This is a genomic window from Limisphaera ngatamarikiensis (genome assembly GCF_011044775.1).
GTDB lineage: Bacteria > Verrucomicrobiota > Verrucomicrobiia > Limisphaerales > Limisphaeraceae > Limisphaera > Limisphaera ngatamarikiensis.
This window is the reverse complement of record NZ_JAAKYA010000096.1, coordinates 118,101-136,016: the sequence shown is the minus strand read 5'-3', so window position 1 is coordinate 136,016 and position 17,916 is coordinate 118,101. Positions and strand designations below refer to the sequence as shown.

The following is a 17,916-nucleotide window of genomic DNA, read 5'->3' as shown; positions in this document are numbered from 1 at the left end:
CTGGTCGGCGAACTTTTTGACGCGGGCCAACTGGCGCACCAGCGGCTCGTCGTTGAGCCGTTCGGCGTCGGCGAGGCTGGCCCCGCCCGAGCAGAAGCAGTAGATCAGTTGGGCCACGATCAGCTCGGGGCTGTAGCCGTGGGAGGTGCGGGTGCGCGGGTCCAGTCCGGGCAGGGCGCGGATTTTTTGCCAGAGGTCAAACTGCTGGGCCAGCGCTTCCAAGGCGGGCAATCCGCCCAGGGTGGACTGCTTGCGGGCGGCGACAAACTCGAAGCGGATCCTGGGCGAGCGTTTGGTGACGGTCGGCATGCTTCATTGAGGCACGGCGCGCGAGGATAGTCAACGCCGAACCCAAAAAATCTTCACCCGCCGGTGCAATACCTCAGGCGATGGCTAAGGTTTGGGGTTTCCTTGAGGCTGGCCGCCGCGGCGCGACCAGGAAGGGTATTGGCCGGGCACGGGAAAGGCGGGTGGGTCAGGTCTCGAGCCGGATCTCGCGAATGTTGATTTGTCCGCTGTGAACGTCCACGAAGGGCCGTCCGCGGCGGATGCCCACAAGGCCGTAGCCGGTGGCCGTGGCCAGGAAGCAGCGGAAATCACCTTTGAGGCGTGGCCGCAGGTACAGGACCTGTTCCACAGCGTCGTAACGGGCCCCGCTGCAGGCGATCAGCAGTCCGTAGCTGGAGAGCGCGCGCGCGTACCAGTGGCCGCACTCGTATTCGTTGAAGGGGTTGCGCACGCGCCCGTCGTAGCGCGACCGGGCGGTGCGGACGATTTCAAGTCCCCGTTCGAGCTCGCCCAGCAGGATCAGGTGGGAGGCTACCTGATACTCGATACCGGTCCAGACTTCGTTGGAGTACACAAAGGGCAGTGAGGGCATGCCGCCGTGTGGCCAGGTGCAGAGCAACAGGCCGCCCTCGTTCCCGCAGGCATAGGCGGGCCGCTGTGGATTGGCATGATCGGTGAGGTCGTGTTTCAGATTGTAGCGATGGACGGCCCGGAGATGGCTGCGGACCTTGGTTTCGTCCAGCACGGGCGGGACTCCGCACATGCGGGTCAGCCAGTCGCCCAAAACGCCATCGGACAGACAACCGGAGCCGTACTGGTATTTCGGGCCTTCGCGGCGGATCAGGTCCGCCGCTTCGGGGGAATCGGCCCCGGGCAGGGGCGTGTTCGGATCCCATTCGATTTTCTGGAAGAAATACTCGCCGTTCCAGAGGTCGGTCTCCATGCGAAGCCGGCCGCGGTTCCGGAGTTCTTCATACGGTTCGGTGTCTTCGCCCAGGGCGCGCCCCATTTCCACGGCTGCCTGGAGAGCTCCGAGGTACATGCTGGTGCACATGGGTTCGGGGCCGAAGAACTCGATGTCGTAGGTGTTGTGGTGCGGTCGTTCGATCCAGCCGCGGCGGTGAGGATCCCAGGTGGCGATGCAGTACTCCAGGGACTGGCGGATGCGGGGCCACCATTGTCGGAGCCAGTTGGTGTCGCCACTGATCCGCCATTCCCGGTAGGCTTTGAGGATGCCGCCGAGCTGTCCGTCGGCAGCGGCATGGAAGTCGTGGACGGTGGGTCGGATGGGCAGGTTGCTGCGGAACTGTTGGTGGCCGTGTTCGTCCTGGGAGGGGCCGAACTCGGTCTCGCGGAGGGACCGTTCCAGGGCGGGGAACAGATGGGCGACAGCCTGGGCATAGTTCCACACGTGGGTGCAGCTGCCGTGGCAACAGCCCGCATCGTCTCCACAACCTTCAAACGCCCAGAATCGTCCGTCGTCCTGGCGCAGCACGGTCGGCGACTTCAGGATGGTGAGATTGGCGGCGACAGCCTCCAGCACCTCCGCCGGGAGCGTGGAGGCGTGGAAACAATCACTGAAACGTTGGGACTGTTCGCGCAGTGCCGCGTAATGGTCCCGCCAATGGTCGGTGACTTCGTCGATGTTTCGGAAGCGGGCTGCGTACCAGGGACGATAAGGTTCCGGGGGCGGGGCTCCTTCGGGGTCGCGTCCGTATCGCAGTTGCGTTTGCCCCACGTACCAGGCCAGTCGCAGCACCACTTTGTGATCTCCACGAGGGGCCAGGGAAAACGGCACAAAAAGGGATGCTCCAGGTGCGGGGGCGCCTTCGGTCACCGGCGGCCGGTCCACGCAACGCCCTTCCGCGATGTCCTTCCAGGCGAGGGTTAAAGGATCCCACCACCCTCCGCGGAACCATGCGTGATTCACGTGCACCTCCGGAGCGTCCACGCAGGCCGAGAAGGCTCCGGCTTCCCAACCGCGTTCCCTGGGCGCCAACCCTTCCAACAGAAAGCCACCGCGTACGGGCCGGATGGCAGCCGGGTTGCGGCCCACGGCCATGAAATTGCGTGCGTTCCAGCTGAACACCAGATCCAGCGAACGGCCGGTTCGGTTGACAAAGCGGTACTCCAGGGCTGCCACCGGCAGGCTGGAGGCATCGGCATCGCCCGGTTCAAACGGGCTCCAGCCGGTGATTTCCACGCGCAGGGGCAGGTCGGGATCACTGAGCTGGACCGTCGCGAAGGGAAAGCGCGCCTCGAACCGGGCGGTGCGAAATCGGGGCAGGCCGTAAGTGGTGCCTGCGGCGCCGTTCCCCGTGCCGGGCCGACCGAATTTCTTCCAGCCGGGCACAGGCCCTTCGAGGACGCGGGCGATCGGGGTGGGATTTCGGATGCAGACCGCGGCGAACAGGACAGGTTCATGGAAAATCTCGGGACGATGGCGCAATGACACATGGGAAAGGGCGCCGGTTCCTTCGAGGCAGATCATGCCCGCGCCGATTCCGCCCATGGGGAACGCAACCCGGTTCAATGTGTCGCCTTCGTAGACCAGGGACCAACCGGCCCGACTCCGCCGGACGGCACTTTGGGAGATGGTTTTGGAAGACGCCGCGCGGACCGTGCCGGGGAACGCGCCCGCTGCGGCAAGACCGGCTGTGGTCCATTTGAGGAACTCGCGCCGTGGAAGACCTGCGCCCGGACGAGCCTGGGGACGACGTGCCATAAGCCTGGAAGGTCGTGGTCTGGGTTGGGTTGGATCTTACATTGGCCTGAACCTTGGCTAACCGCTTGAGAAGGCCCCGGCAAGTACCAAATGGAAATGTTTGCGAAGCCGCCCTGCTGGTCGGGCGGGGAGGTCCCGGCGGTTTTCGGACCTGCCTGCCGGGGTGGCCGGGAGTTTCGGGCCCAGGGACGGCCCGTCGCATCGCGAAATCAGCCCGCGAACGCCGCGTCGGAAAATGGTTTGTGGTTGGGGATTCCCGGGCTCGTCGCGTCCGCGGTGTGTGGATGAGATGTTGTACTTTGCCCCGAGGCGCGTGGAAAGATTTCGAGCCGGGCTTGCGATTCAACGGGCTGTGGTTGGACGCGAACCGGGACGATGGGTGCGATCCGGGTTGCGGGTGCGCGGGATGTCGAGCTACCGTTTGGCGGACTGTTTTGCTAGGAGGGTGATGTCATGGAATCGAGGAGGGTGAACTTCGTGGGTGGTGCACGGCCCGGGCGTGGCCGTTCGGGGACGGGGACGGTCGCGAGTGCGGATGCCTCCTGCGGGGGAGAGGGGCGTTTCCGCAGTGCGGTTCGGGCCTCTCCGGGACGACTCGCACGGACCGCGTGGGTGTGGTTGGTGGTGGGATTGCTGGGCCCGGGTGGTTGGCCGGGCTCGGCGCAATCGCCGCGCGCCCGGTTGGAGGTGCAGGTGGACCAGCCCGGGATCGCGGTGTCCCGCAGTCTGTACGGCATCTTTTTCGAGGAAATCAACAGCGCAGGGGATGGTGGTGTGTATGCGGAGCTGGTGCGCAACCGCTCTTTTGAAGAGCCGGGCTGGACCAATCATTGGGTGCCGGTGACCAGTGGCTCGGCGCAGGGGGCGTGGGAAATCACGTTGGGCTCATTCTCCAGCACGAACAATCAGCGGGCATTGCGCCTGGAGCACCGGGGCGGGTCGGGCGAGGTGGGCGTGGCCAATGAGGGCTGGTTTGGCATGGGCATTCGGGAGGGGGAGACTTACGTATTGCGGGTGCGTTTGCGAGCCGCGTCCGGGTTTACCGGTCCGTTGCTGGTGCGGTTGGAGCCGGCCTCCGGCGGGTACGCCGTGGCCTCGGGACTTTTGTACGGTTTGGGAAGTGAGTGGCGGGATTACGAGCTGGAACTGAGGGCGTCCCGGACGGAGCCGCGCGCGCAGCTGGTGCTTGCACTGCCAAGCGCGGGAACCGTCTGGCTCGATTATGTTTCCCTGTTTCCCCTGCAAACGTGGAATGCCCGCACCAATGGTTTGCGGCACGACCTGATGGCGCGTTTGGCGGATCTGCACCCGGCTTTTGTGCGGTTCCCGGGCGGTTGTTGGGTGGAGGGTGAGTGGCTGACGAACGCATACCGCTGGAAAGACACGATCGGACCTCCGCCCGACCGGGTGACCCGATGGAACCTGTGGGGGTATTGGTCGCCCAATGGTCTGGGTTTCCTGGAATACCTCTTGATGTGCCGGGATCTGGGTGCGGAGCCGTTGTTTGTGGTGAACTGCGGGATGTCCCATCGCGAGGTGGTCCCGATGGCGGAGATGGATGCCTGGGTGCAGGACGCTTTGGATGCGGTGGAGTTTGCCAACGGGCCGGTGACGTCGCGGTGGGGATCCGTGCGTGCCGCGCTGGGGTATCCGGAACCGTTTGGATTGAAATACTTACAGATCGGCAATGAAAACGGCGGCTCCGCTTACAACGAACGGTACGCGCTCTTTTACGACGCGCTGAAGGCGCGCTATCCAGACATCCAACTGGTGGCCTGTGACTGGGGTGGACTGCCCGTGTCGCGCCCGGTGGAGATCAGCGACGAGCATTACTACAATGCACCCCGGTTCTTTCTGGCCAATGCGCGGAAGTACGATTTTTATCCGCGCAACGGTCCACGGATTTTCGTGGGTGAATATGCGGTGACCAGTGGCGCCGGCAACGGCAATCTGATGGGAGCGCTGGCGGAGGCTGCTTTCATGACGGGGCTGGAACGGAACTCGGACGTGGTGGTGATGGCCTCCTATGCGCCCTTGTTGGCACGTCTGGAAAACAAGGCGTGGAACCCGGACCTGATTTATTTCGATGCCACCACCCATGTGTTGACTCCGTCCTATCATGTGCAACGGATGTTTGCCCGGAACCGGCCCGACCGGCTGTTGCCGGCGGTGTTGTCCTGGCAGGGGCTGGCCCCGCCCGGAACGATTCCGCCGCGCGGGGCCATTGGGCTGGGTTCCTGGAACACGCGGGTGGAGTACGCGGATGTCACCGTGCGGCAGGGGACCAACGTCCTGTATGCCAGCGACTTCGCCCGGGGCGCGAGCGAATGGCGGGTGTACCGGGGCCAATGGTCCGTCATGAACGGGGTCTATCGTCAGGACGCCCTGATTGTGGATTGCCGGTCGGTTACCGGCGAGACCACATGGTCCAATTATACACTTACCCTGCGGGCCCGGAAACTGGGCGGGCAGGAGGGGTTCCTGATCCTGTTCCATTGGAAGGACGACGCTAACTGGACGTGGTGGAACATTGGCGGCTGGAACAATACCCAACACGCCATCGAGTTGTGTGATCAGGGCGGCAAAAGCGTGCTGGGACAGCCGGTGCCCGGCTCGGTGGCCACGGATCGATGGTACAACCTTCGCATCGAGCTGGAGGGGACCCGCATCCGCTGTTACCTGGACGATCAGCTTGTGCATGATGTGCGTTATCCCGAGGTGGGGATCCGCGGTGCCGTGGGTGTGGGCACATGGGCCACACGGGCCTCGTTCACCAACCTGGTGGTTACCCACGGGTCGGAGACACTGTACCAAAGTGATTTTCGAACATCCCTCACCGGGTGGCGTCTGGTCAACGGCCAATGGACGACCACCGGAGGATTGCTCCGGCAAACCTCGCTGCAAACGGATTGCCGGGCCACCACGGGCGACGTGCAGTGGACCAATTACACGTTGCGTGTCCGGGCGCGCAAGGACGGCGGCCAGGAAGGTTTCCTCATTCTGTTCCACTGGCAGGACGATCAGAACTGGACCTGGTGGAACATCGGTGGCTGGAACAACAGTCGTCATGCCATTGAGGTATGCCGGAACGGCGTCAAAACCACGCTGGGCCCCTCCGTGGCCGGTTCCGTGGAGACCGGCCGCTGGTACGACATCCGCGTGGAACTGGAGGGGACCCGCATTCGCTGTTATCTCGACGATCAACTCATCCATGACGTGCATTATTTGGAACCCGAGCCGCTGTACGCCGTGGCCGGACTGGACGAGTCCGGAGGTGAGGTGGTGGTGAAGTTGGTGAATGTGACCGGGGAAAATGTTCCGGTGGAGGTGTGGCTGAACGGCGCAGCGCGGGTCGCACCGGGAGCCCGTTATGAGCAATTGACAGGGCCGCATCCGCTGGCGGAAAACAGTCTTGCGCAGCCGGAGCTGGTGCGCCCGGTCTCGGGTGAGCTGGAGGTCCGACAGCCCCGGTTTGAAGAGGTCCTTCCCCCATGGTCCGTTGTGGTGTGGCGAATTCCCCTGGCACCGGCAGGCGCACTGCGGTTGGAAACGGAACCGGCACCGTATGGACGCCTGGTGATGCCCGGTTCGGAAGGTGTTGCGCTGCGGTTGAACGGGTTTCCCGCCGGACCGGTTCGTATCGCCTACAATTGGGAGACTTTGGATGGGCGCAGATGGACCGGTGGCGAACTGGTTTTCGACGGGGATCAGATCCGGGGGCTTCTGAGGCCGCCGACCGCGGGCTTACAACGGCTGGTTCTGGAGCAGCTCGAGGGCGAGACGGTGGAATTGCCGCAGGGGCTTCTGGTTGCCGGGACGACCGACACGGCCGGGTCCATGGGGCTTCACTGGTGGCGGGGGGAGCGGAGCTTGTGGCTTTGGTGGTGGCAAACCGCGCTGCTGCAGGAAGCGACCGACCCCTGGGGGCCGTGGACCAATCTGGCGGGGGAACCGCCCGTGGTCGTAACGCTTCAGCGTCCGCGCGGTTATTACCGGCTGGCTGCCCCCTGAGCGGATCGAATGGCAGTCGGTGAGCCGGAATGCGCCGGCCGTGGATGCGTCCCGGAGGTGCATTTCAGAGTGGTGGTGGGTATTTGTGGTGGTTGTGAATCATGCAAACCGATGACGCGCCATGGAATCCCGTTGGTCCCTGAGGAAAAGCTGCGGTCGGGTATGGGTTGCCCTGGGGGCGGTGCTGGGTGCGTGCGCTGTTTCGGGCCCGGTTCGGGCTCAGGAACCGCTCACGGGAAGTCTGGGGGCCCATGATCCCTCGACCATGATCCTTTGTGAGGGGCGGTACTATGTGTTTACCACCGGCCGGGGGATCCCCATCAAGGTGTCCACCAACAAACTGCACTGGTCGTCGGCCGGGACAGTGTTCCCGGTCAATCGTGCGCCTGCCTGGACCACGAATGCGGTGCCGTTGTTTGACGGGACATTTTGGGCGCCGGACATCGTCCACGTGAACGGGCGCTATCTGCTCTACTACTCGGTGTCTTCGTGGGGGAGCCAGGTTTCCGCCATCGGCCTGGCCAGCAGCCCGACGCTGGATTCCTCCCGGCCCGATTACGGGTGGACCGATCACGGACCGGTCATTCAATCAGGCCCGGGCGACCCGTATAATTGCATCGACCCGAGTGTGTTGTTGGATGAGAACGGGCGGTTGTGGCTTGCATTCGGTTCGTATTGGCAGGGGATTTATGTGGTGGAATTGGATCCGCAAACGGGCCTGCGAGCGCAGCCGCAAACTTCACCGGTTCGCGTCGCGTGGAACGATCAGATTGAAGCGGCGCATTTGTACCGTCGGGGTGGTTACTATTACCTGTTTGTGAACTGGGGGACGTGCTGTGCGGGGGTGGACAGCACCTACCAGATCCGGGTCGGGCGGAGCGTGTCTCCCACGGGACCGTTCCGGGATCGGAACGGGGTGTCCCTGGTGCAACGTGGTGGTGAGGTGTTTCTGGAAAGTACAGGCCGGTTTGTGGGACCGGGCCACGCCGGGGTGTACCGTGAGGGCGACCAGTATTGGGTGACATTCCACTACTACGACGGCCTGGATCAGGGTACGCCCAAACTGGGCATGGTCCGGTTGGACTGGACGGAGGACGGGTGGCCGGTGGCAGGGTTGGACTGGAGTGCCTTCTATAGCTTCGAAACGGACGCGCGGGATCAGGGCCGGCTTTACGACGGGTCTTTGTATAACGGGGCACGGGTGGAGCCGGTGAGCGGGCGGGGCCGGGGTGTGCGCCTCTCCGGCGCCGGGGCGTATGTGGGATTGCCCGCATCGGTGGCCAACGCGCGGACCGTGGCATTTTGGGCCCGATGGGATGGTGGCGGCACCTGGCAGCGCTTTCTGGACTTTGGCGACGGCACGAGCCGGTATTTCATGCTGACGCCCCGGGCGGACAATGGGCGGTTCCGCTGTGCACTGACCACCAGTGGACCGGGTGGCGAGATCCGCCTGGACGCGCCCTTTGCATTTCCCACCGGGAGTTGGGCGCATGTGGCAGTGACATTCGAGCCCCGGCGGGCGGTGTTGTATCTGAACGCGGCACCGGTCGCGGTTCGCAGCAACCTGAACCTTGTGCCCTGGCAGATCCAGGCCCGCAGCAATTATCTGGGCCTGAGCCAGTGGCCGGACCCACCGTATCAGGGGTGGCTGGACTCGGTACGGATTTACGGACGGGCATTGACGCCGGTGGAAATCCGGCGCCTGGCATGGGTGCATCCGGGACTGGCGCATTGGTACGACTTTGCCTCGGGGCTGCGGGATCAGGTGGGCACGGCTCATCCTCGATCCGTGACAGGGGTAGAAGCCACCGCCGAAGGTCTCGAATTCAATGGGGCGGTCGGATCCCATGTGGAGCTTCCGGGAGGGTTGATCACGGTGTCGTCGCCGGTCACGCTGGAATGTTTCGTCCGCTTTGGAACCAACGAACCGGGCGCACGGTTGTTTGAATTGGGAGACGTTCAGGCCGGCAGGCCGGCCCGATTTGTGTCCTTCACGCCGCGCACGGCTTCCGGCACGGCCCGTCTGACGTTCAACTATTCCGGTGCGGGTGTGAATCTGGACATTGGACCGACCCTGGACGGGCAGGCGTTGCATCTGGTCTGGGTGCTGGACCCCACCCAGGGGCGGGTGACTGTGTACACCAACGGCGTACGGGCGCGGTTGTATGAAGGGGTGGTGCCCTCGTTGTTGGGGGTGGGATCGGGTCGGGCTTATTTGGGGCGGTCTCTCGTGGGCGACAGTCCGCCGTTGCGCGCCTTGATTCAAGATTTTCGCGTGTATGCCGGAGCGTTGAGCGAGGAGGATGTTCGGGCCAATTCCCTGGCCGGGCCGGGCGGCGCCGGATTGGCCGTCAGTTTGGTTGTTGAGCCGGTGGGACCGGGAGTTCGGATCCGGTGGCCGAGTTATGCGCTCGGTTTTCAATTGGAAATCACCGACCGGCTGGGGGATCCCGCGCGATGGAGTCAGGTGCCTTCCGCTGCGGTCCTAAGGGACGATTTCTGGGAGTTGATCCTGCCCTGGACGTCGGAGCCGCGGTTCCATCGATTGCGTCGTTGAACGGATGCGCGGACGGCGACGTGACGTTCGGGAACGGCGGAGGATGGCCCTTGCCGATGACACGCCACGGTGGCGCCGCCCGAAAAACAGCAGGGGAAAGGGCGGCGCTCCCGGCGCACGATCCCTTTCCCCGCAGGGTTGAGGACGCGATTCGCTTTCCGACCGGGTGGGTCGGTGGCAGCTGTCTATGGCCGGGTCAGGCGGTAGAACACGCTGCCGGACCCGCGATCCACCGGGATGATCACCCGGTTGGTCAGCTCCGAACCGGGCACCGTAACCCAATTGGTGCTCAGGCCCACGGCGAGTGCGTTGGTTTGCACCTGCAGGACCCAGCCGAGTTGCGACTCGGGCCACGTCAGCGTAAGCCGGTCATTGGCCAGAGCCCAATCCAATGTGACCTCGGCCGCCGACACTGAGGCCACCCGGATGGTGCCATCCACGGTGAGACGTGACAGATCCCACTGAACGGTCTGGCCGGGTGTGGTGGCTGTGACCGCGGCAAACGCGCCGTTGTAGGATGCGGCTTGGAAGAGCTGGAAGGTGTCTCCAGCCTGCAAGGCCGGCCCTATGTTGATGAGGTGCAGGGTGCCACCGTAGGTCAGAGCCTGCTGAACCACTAGACGGTCCGCCGGGGGATTGGCCGAACGATCCAGCTCCATGACCACGGTGCCCTGCAGCTGCGGGGTTTGGGTCAGTGTCAGGGTGCCGAGGCTTTCACCGGGGGCGAGGGTGGCGCCGGGTTGGATCACGACCGTCCCGGCCACGGTGCCCGTGCCCCCCAGGGTGGCCCCCGGACGCACGGTGATCCCGGAGGAGGTGGAATTGCCGTTGATGCGGAGCGTGCCGTTGCTGACCACGGTGGGACCGCCATAGGTGTTGTCGGCCAGCAAGGTCAGTGTCCCGCTGCCGAGCTTCACCAGACCGCCGCCGCCATCGAGCAGTTGTTGAGACAGGGTGAGATGGTTGGTGTCCGTATCGATGACGGCGCCGCCGGGCAGGACGTATACGGTGCCCAGGCCGTACATGAGGTCGGGCCCGGCGCCCGGCAGGGCCTGGAGCAGACCGCCGTTGAAGTTGAAGGTGCTGACACCCTGGCCACCGGCCACACGACGCACGCGGAGAACGCCACCGTCAAGGTTGACGGTACCGGATGCCGAGGCGGTGTGGGCCACCACAAGGCGGTCACCCAGGGTCGTCAGGATCCCGCTGCCGCTCAGGTTGAGGATGCCATTGCCCTCTTCACCCACGAACAGGAGCCGGCCCGGGTCCGTGTGCGAGAACTCACCTCCGGAGAGATTCAGGGTACCGGTGACGCCGGGGTACCGACCGATGGCGACCCAGTGTCGCGGGGCGAGTACGGTACCGCCGGATTGTTCCCAGATCCCCTCGCCGTTGGCGCCGATCTGGAGCACATCGCCCGTGGGACGGAGTTCGAGCCGGCCTCCATCCTGTCTCCACACGCCGGTGCTACCGGCACCTTTACCAACGAACAGGTTGTTGGCCGACACGACCGCGCGGTCGTGGAGTTCGAACAGGCCGTAGCCCGTACCGACGTCGGTGACGTTCAGATCCCACAAAACCCACAACCGACTGTCGTCGCGGAGGGAGGCGGTGCCATGCCCGCCTTCATGGCCGAAGGAGAGCCATGCATCCACGAACATTTGCGCCTGATGGGTGAGGGCCAGGTGTCCCGTGGCGTTGAAGTGCCAACCGATGAAGACCCGGTGGTCCGAGAACAAGGTGGATTGGTCGGCCAACAGGATGTGAGCTTCCGAGCCGGAGCTTTCGCCGAGGTTCATGTCGCCCAGGTTGGTGATGCTGGAGTTGCCGTGGAGGCTGAGCTGTTGACGGGCCTGATTGTTCTCCAAACCCGCGTCAAAGCCCATGGAAAAGTTGCCCGAGCGGAGCTTGGAATTGTAGGCCGTCAACGAGGAGAGGTTGCCCACGCTGCCGTTACCACGGCCCACGGCCACCCATGCGTCCACCTGCAGGGTGGTGTTGGTGAGAATCAGGGTTGCGCCCTGCTCGGGTGTGTTGCCGACCCAGAGGTCGGGCGCCACGCGCACGAGCTGGTTGCCGGCCGATCCGTCAAAGACGACCGTTCCGGCCCCGATGGTGTAGCCGGGCCAGCCACCGCCCGAGAGGTCCAGGGTGCCCGGATAGGTGTACGTGAGTCGAGCCGGGCCCGTCTTGTGGATATAGCTACCGGCCTGGGCCGCGGCCGGGCCTGCGAGCACAAGATCGCCGCGCACATCGAGGACGTTGTTGGTGCTCTGGATGGCGTAGCCGCGGTCGGTTTGTCCGGGGGCACCTTCGTACCGCAGTGTGGCCCCGGCCAGCACCAGGTTGGTGGCAGCGGCGGGAGCGGCGCCGATGGCGCTCGGTTGACCGGCGGGTGCGACGTTGGTGATGATCAGGGTGCCGCCTTCGATCCGGGTGGGTCCGGTGTAATCGTTGGCCGGCAGGTGCATGGTGAAGGTGCCGGAGCCGCGTTTGATAAAGGCGGTGGTGCCGCTGATCCGGCCGGAACCGCTCAGGTGATAGTCGAGGCTGCTGTGCTCGGCAATCACTGCGGCCGGACGGACCACCGAGTTCAGGGTGATCGTAGTGGTGCCCCTGGCATTGTCATCGAACAGCACGGGATTGCCATCCTGGTAGACCGTGGGTTGTCCGGTGCTGAGTTCGATCCAGTTGGTGGTTACGCCGACATCCCAGACGGGGCCGGCCAGGCCATCCCACCGAGGTTGGCCCACCGCCGAGACGACAAGGTCTATCGTTCTGGCGGCGGTATTGTCCACCAGGGTGGCCTGCACGCCCACGGGGAGTCGTCCCAACGTGAAGCTGGCCGGGCCGGTGCGTGAGCCGTATTGGATCAGCGGGTAGGTTCCGATCCGTAGGTTCCGGCCGTCCACATGCAGCTCGGTCGGGCCCCGCAGGTTCAACGCGCCGTGGATCAGGAGCAGCGGAGTCGGGGTGGCGGAGGCATCGTCGAGGTCGAGCTCGAGCACTGCCGGGTCCGTGCCGCCGAGATCGAGGCTGGCGAGTGCGAGTCCGGGCGAGTTGCTGGTGCGCTGGACGGCCAGGATGGCGCCGCCGGCCACGTCGAAGGCACCGCCGCCGCTGTGTTCGGTGGTGACTCGCAGGCGGCCGGCCTGGACGAGCGTGGGGCCGGTATAGGTGTTGGGCCCGGCGAGGGTCAGGGTGCCGGCGCCCCGCTTGGTCAGGCCGCCCGAGGTAACGGGCCCGAGTACGGGTGTTCCCAATGCGGCGGGGTCCGCCGTTCCACCGCCGACGAGCATGGCGAAGGCATAGGTGTAGCCATAGCCGGGACAGGTGACGATGATGTTCGTCAGTTGACCGGTCAAGGGATCCACCTGGGCCACGGCCATGGCGCCCTTGCCGTCGCCCTGGATCTGCACCAGCGGCGCGCCGATGTAACCGGAGCCGGGGCTGACGATGGGGATGCTGATGATACCCTGGCCGACGGGGGCTTGAAGGGCCGGGCGGAAGGTGATTTCGTGGCCGGCCGTGTCCACAACGGCGCCTCCGGCAAAGACGCGCACGTCATCCACGCCCGCCGGGAGAAAGTCGGGATGATCAGCGCTGGCCCGCAGCAGGCCGCCGTCCCAAGCCAAAAAGGCCGTTCCGGCCCATTTTTCAAATCCCGGCACGGTGAGGGTACCGCCTTTGAGGCTCAGCAACGCTTCGCCATTGGCGAAGGCCACGGGCCGAAGGGTTTGGAAGTCGGCGTTGCCGGTGATGGAGACCTCGCCGCGCCCGTTTTCACCGATCATGTACCGTGTGTTGAGGCCGTCGTGCAGAAATCGCCCGCCGGAAAACCAGGCCACGCCGAAACTGCCGGCAAAGCGGGCGGTGTCACACCAACCCGACTGAAGGTTGGTGCCACCGCTCTGGTAGAAGACGCCGTAACCGTACCGGCCCACCTGGAAGTTGAAGGGGCAGACCAGGATGCCGTCCTGGAGGGCATAGAACCCGTAAACGGTGGAAGCCGCGGCGTTTTCGCCCCCGATGCACCATTCGTTGGCGTTCGGGCCGGTGCCAATCACCGCGCCGCCATTTTGCCAGAGGGCGCCGGAGGAGGTGTCCCACTTGCCAATCCAGAAGCGGGAAACATTCAGGGTGGCCTGGTTGGAGATGTAACACCGGCCCACAGCCCCGCCGTAATCGCCCACGTTGAAGTCGTACCCGGAAGCGTTCACCACGGCCTGGTCACGCAACACCACCAGGCCGCGGCTGGCGGCGCCGTTGCCGATGCCCCACCAGCCGCCGGTGACGTTCACCGTGCCGGTGCCGCCCACAATCATTTCGCCGGGCGAGCTGAGCCCCTGGTAATTGTCGCCCACGATCAGGCCATCACCACTCTTGTTGAGCGTGCCGTTTTCGATGATCAGCCGGCTGAGCGGGGTTTCCACGGTGGACTGGTACATCCGCGCGATCACCATCCAGTTGTTGACTGTCAGGACGCCGCCGTTGGTCACGACGATGGTGCCGGGGCCGCCGGCGTTACCGGCCCAAGCCTCGTTCACGGGCGGGACGGCCGTGCGAACGATGGCGGTGCCACCATTGCTGACGTTACCGATGGCCCAGCCGCCGGCGGCGTCCGGCACGCCGGTGTCCCAGTTGGCGGGGTCATCCCAAAAGCCTTCAGTGCCAACCCAAACCGCTGCGGAGGCCGACCTGGCAAGGGCGAGCCAAACCGCCAGCGTTTGGGGGAACAACGTGGCCATCCGCCCCGGGCGAGCCATCGCGGAAGATTGTGCAGTCAGGGCACATTGGGGTTGAGGATCGTTCCGGTCTTTCATGATTCGGTTCCGTGGTTTGGTCAGGTCTGCGCCAAAACGGTTTCGGGGTTGTGCGATGTGCAAAGCACTCGCACAACCAGGACCATGGTGATGGAAGGTGTGATGGTTGTCTTGTGGCCTGAATTGGGGACAAGCCGGGAAATGTCGTTTGGCGAAGGGCTTCGTAAACGCTGTGGGAGGGGTGGGTCGGGGCCGGCTCCGGGCGGCTCCGGCAAAGACGCCGCCGGCGGAACTTTTGTCGTTCCCACGTTCGGTCCGGAGGTTTTCGCAGGCACAGGATTGGAACCGCGACGTGGAGGTGGTCGCGCGGGCAGGGGTCATTGACGCCGGGGCTGGTGTGGCGCAAGGGGCGCGGGCAGGGGAGACGCGAAAGAATGCGCTGCCGGTTGCGCTCCGGCGCGAAGCGGAGCAAGTTGCCCGGTGTATGCGGTGCCTGCTCTTGGTGGATTTGCAAAATGATTTTCTCCCCGGAGGTGCTCTGCCCGTTCCCGAGGGCGACGCCGTGATCCCGGTGGTCAACCGGCTGCAGCCGGGTTTTGATCTGGTGGTGGCCACGCAGGATTGGCATCCGCCGAACCACGGCAGTTTTGCCGTGAATCACCCCGGGCGCCGGGTGGGTGAGGTGGTGGACCTGGACGGTTTACCCCAGGTACTCTGGCCGGTGCACTGCGTGCAGTTCACGCCGGGGGCAGAATTTGCGCCCGGCCTGGACACCAGCCGCATTGTTCATGTGGTCCGGAAAGGGACCGATCCGCGGATCGACAGCTACAGCGGGTTTTTCGACAACGGGAAGCGGCGTTCGACCGGCCTGGCCGACTTCCTGCGCCAACAGGGTGTGCGCGAGGTGTACGTGGCCGGTCTGGCCACGGACTACTGCGTGAAGGCGACGGCACTGGATGCTGTGCAACTGGGATTCGCCACCCGGGTGATCACGGACGCCTGCCGGGGCGTGAACCTGCAGCCGGGTGACGTGGACCGGGCCCTGGCAGAGATGGCCCGCGCCGGGGTGCGATTGGTCCGGAGTGACGAGCTGCCGGGCCGCTGAAGCGGGGCAGACTTCGGTCGGCCGGGACAGGACTTGCGCGCCGGCCGGGCGCGCCCGGGGCGGAGATGTGGCGCGGCCGGCGTTGGACGACCGGCGCATGCCACGGCCCGGGACCCGCCCGGAGCAGAGAACGGGCAGTTCAGCCCCGCGGCACGAGCGCCGGTTCCCGCCCTTTCCTTGACAGGGCCTGACCGTTCCCGAAGACTGCGACCGCTATGGCGCAGTCGGCCTCTCAGCAGTTGATGGAGAAAATCGTGGCGCTGTGCAAACGGCGCGGGTTCATTTTCCCCTCCTCGGAGATTTACGGGGGGATCAACGGCTTTTGGGACTACGGTCCGCTGGGCGCCGAGCTGAAGCGGAATCTGAAGGAGCAGTGGTGGCTGCAGATGACGCGGTTCCGCGACGACGTCGTGGGACTGGACGCCACCATCATCATGCATCCGCGGATTTGGGAGGCCAGCGGGCATGTGGCCACCTTCAGTGATCCCATGGTGGACTGCAAGACGTGCAAGGGCCGGTTTCGGGCCGACCAGTTGCACGAGACGCCGTGTCCGCGCAAGCCCAGCAAAATGGTCAGCGAATGCGAGGGCGAAAAGACCGAGCCCAGGCCCTTCAACCTCATGTTCAAGACCATTGTCGGCCCCATCGAGTCCGAGGAAAACGTCGCCTATCTGCGACCGGAAACCGCCCAGGCCATTTTCGCGCAATTCAAGAACGTGCTCGAAACCTCGCGGCAGAAGATCCCGTTCGGCATTGCCCAGATCGGTAAGGCGTTCCGCAACGAGGTGACGCCCCGAAACTACACCTTCCGCTCGCGCGAGTTCGAGCAAATGGAACTGGAGTTTTTCATTCGGCCGGACGAGGCCGTGGAGGCCATTTACGGGGAGGTGGCCCGCCCCGCCGGCCCCGGTCACCCGGGCGAACCGCAACCCAATTGGGGCTGGCAGATGTGGCATCAATACTGGGTGGAGGAGCGGATCCGGTTCTACGAAAGCATCGGACTGCCGCGCACCACGCTGGAGGAATACTGGCAGAAACCGGAGGAACTTGCCCATTACGCCCGCGCCTGCGTCGACATTCAGTTCAAATTCCCGTTTGGCACGCAGGAGCTGGAGGGCATTGCCGCCCGGAGCGATTTCGACCTCAGCCAGCACCAACGTTACTCCGGCCGGCCCATGACGGTTTTCGACGAGGAATTACGGGCGGCATGGGGTCGGTTGGAACCTTCCAAACAACAGGACCTTCAGGAGCGCTACTACCGCCACCGATTGGGCTACCTGACGCGGATGGGGGAGCCGGCGGATAAAGCCGAAGCCTCCGCACGGCAGGACGCCGAGATGCTGGGCAAGGGTTATTACATCCCCCACGTGATCGAGCCTTCAGCCGGTGTGGACCGGCTGGCGCTGGCCCTGTTGTGCCATGCCTATGACGAGGATCAGGCACCCAATGAGAAGGGTGAACCGGAAACCAGGGTCGTGCTGCGGCTTCATCCGCGGATCGCCCCCATCAAGGTGGCGGTGTTCCCGTTGTTAAAGAACCGGCCGGCCCTGGTGGAAAAAGCGCGGCAAATTCGCGACCTGCTTCGTCCCCACATGAACGTGTTTTACGACGACGCCGGTGCAATCGGTCGGCGCTACCGGCGTCAGGACGAAGTCGGCACGCCCTTCTGCGTGACGGTGGACTTCGAAACCCTGGGCGAGAAGGGGCCCGAACTGAAGGACACGGTGACGGTACGCGACCGCGACACCATGCAACAGACGCGCGTGCCCATTTCCGGGCTTTTGGAGTGGTTGCAGTCGCGATTGCGCTGATGTTCCGGGGCGGCGCAGCCGGGTTTGGCTTCGCCAGGACCACTTGCCCACCACGTCCGGAAACCCATGGCATCCGCCCGTTCTCGCAAACCGACCCCGGCCAGGGGCCCTGCCGGCAGCAGGGCTCCAACTCTCTACGCCATTATTTTCTTCAAGCTGGGCAAGGCCCTGCTCCTGCTCCTGTTGGCGTTGGGGGTATGGAAGCTGTCGGACAAGAGCCTGCCCGGTCTGTTCCGGCAGGTTCTGTTGGTTCTGCACCTGGACCCTGAGAAGCAGTTCTTTGTGGATTTGGGGATCAAGCTTGGGCAAATCTCGTCTCAGCGACTGCACTGGGTGGCGGCCGGCACGGCCTTTTACAGTTTGTTTTCCCTGGCCGAAGGGGTTGGCCTGTGGTTGCGCGCAAGTTGGGCCGGCTGGATGGCGATCGGAGAATCCTGCTTTTTCATTCCCATCGAGGTGTACGAACTCCTGCATCGTTTCTCCGTCACTGTGACGGTCGTGCTCGTCATCAACGTGGGCATTGTCTGGTACCTGGTGGCCAACCGCGAACGCCTGTTCCGGCACCATTAGCAGGGTGTTGGAAATGTCATGTTCAGAAACGTTAACCCTCAACACGAAGGGGTCGTTTGCATGGGGTTCTGGCCGAGAAGACCGTT

Annotated in this window: 8 protein-coding genes; 5 read left to right on the top strand and 3 right to left on the bottom strand. The window is 64.5% G+C overall.

Features of this window, described 5'->3' with window-relative positions; all coding sequences use genetic code 11:
- Both G4L39_RS14520 and G4L39_RS14515 read right to left on the bottom strand, forming a co-directional pair.
- The coding region (locus G4L39_RS14520; RefSeq protein ID WP_165109348.1) for a hypothetical protein at positions 1-309 on the bottom strand (309 nt) is incomplete at its 3' end.
- A 166-nt stretch (positions 310-475) separates the two neighbouring features.
- Complete coding sequence (locus G4L39_RS14515; protein WP_165109346.1) at positions 476-3,013, bottom strand: GH116 family glycosyl hydrolase; 2,538 nt, start codon at positions 3,011-3,013, stop codon at positions 476-478.
- Positions 3,014-3,466: 453 nt separating this feature from the next.
- Here G4L39_RS14515 and G4L39_RS14510 point away from each other — a divergent pair, with 453 nt between their 5' ends.
- Together G4L39_RS14510 and G4L39_RS14505 are read left to right on the top strand one after the other, a co-directional pair.
- Positions 3,467-7,024, top strand: a complete 3,558-nt coding sequence (locus G4L39_RS14510; protein ID WP_165109344.1) for an alpha-L-arabinofuranosidase C-terminal domain-containing protein — start codon at positions 3,467-3,469, stop codon at positions 7,022-7,024.
- 121 nt (positions 7,025-7,145) lie between these two features.
- Positions 7,146-9,581, top strand: a complete 2,436-nt coding sequence (locus G4L39_RS14505; RefSeq protein WP_276607592.1) for a family 43 glycosylhydrolase — start codon at positions 7,146-7,148, stop codon at positions 9,579-9,581.
- A 185-nt stretch (positions 9,582-9,766) separates the two neighbouring features.
- Here G4L39_RS14505 and G4L39_RS14500 read toward each other — a convergent pair whose 3' ends face one another.
- Positions 9,767-14,404, bottom strand: a complete 4,638-nt coding sequence (locus G4L39_RS14500; protein ID WP_205881050.1) for an autotransporter-associated beta strand repeat-containing protein — start codon at positions 14,402-14,404, stop codon at positions 9,767-9,769.
- A gap of 424 nt (positions 14,405-14,828) precedes the next feature.
- Between G4L39_RS14500 and pncA the strand changes: the two genes are divergently transcribed.
- The 3 genes from pncA (at position 14,829) to G4L39_RS14485 (ending at position 17,830) form a co-directional block, all read left to right on the top strand.
- Positions 14,829-15,449: a bifunctional nicotinamidase/pyrazinamidase gene (gene pncA / locus G4L39_RS14495; protein WP_165109338.1), complete on the top strand. Its 621-nt coding sequence runs from the start codon at positions 14,829-14,831 to the stop codon at positions 15,447-15,449.
- Between the two features lie 215 nt (positions 15,450-15,664).
- A complete protein-coding gene (locus G4L39_RS14490; RefSeq protein WP_165109336.1) occupies positions 15,665-17,260 on the top strand; it encodes a glycine--tRNA ligase in 1,596 nt (531 codons plus the stop codon).
- Positions 17,261-17,326: 66 nt separating this feature from the next.
- On the top strand, positions 17,327-17,830 hold the full coding sequence (locus G4L39_RS14485) for a DUF2127 domain-containing protein (RefSeq protein WP_165109334.1): 504 nt from the start codon (positions 17,327-17,329) through the stop codon (positions 17,828-17,830).
- Positions 17,831-17,916 lie beyond the last annotated feature (86 nt).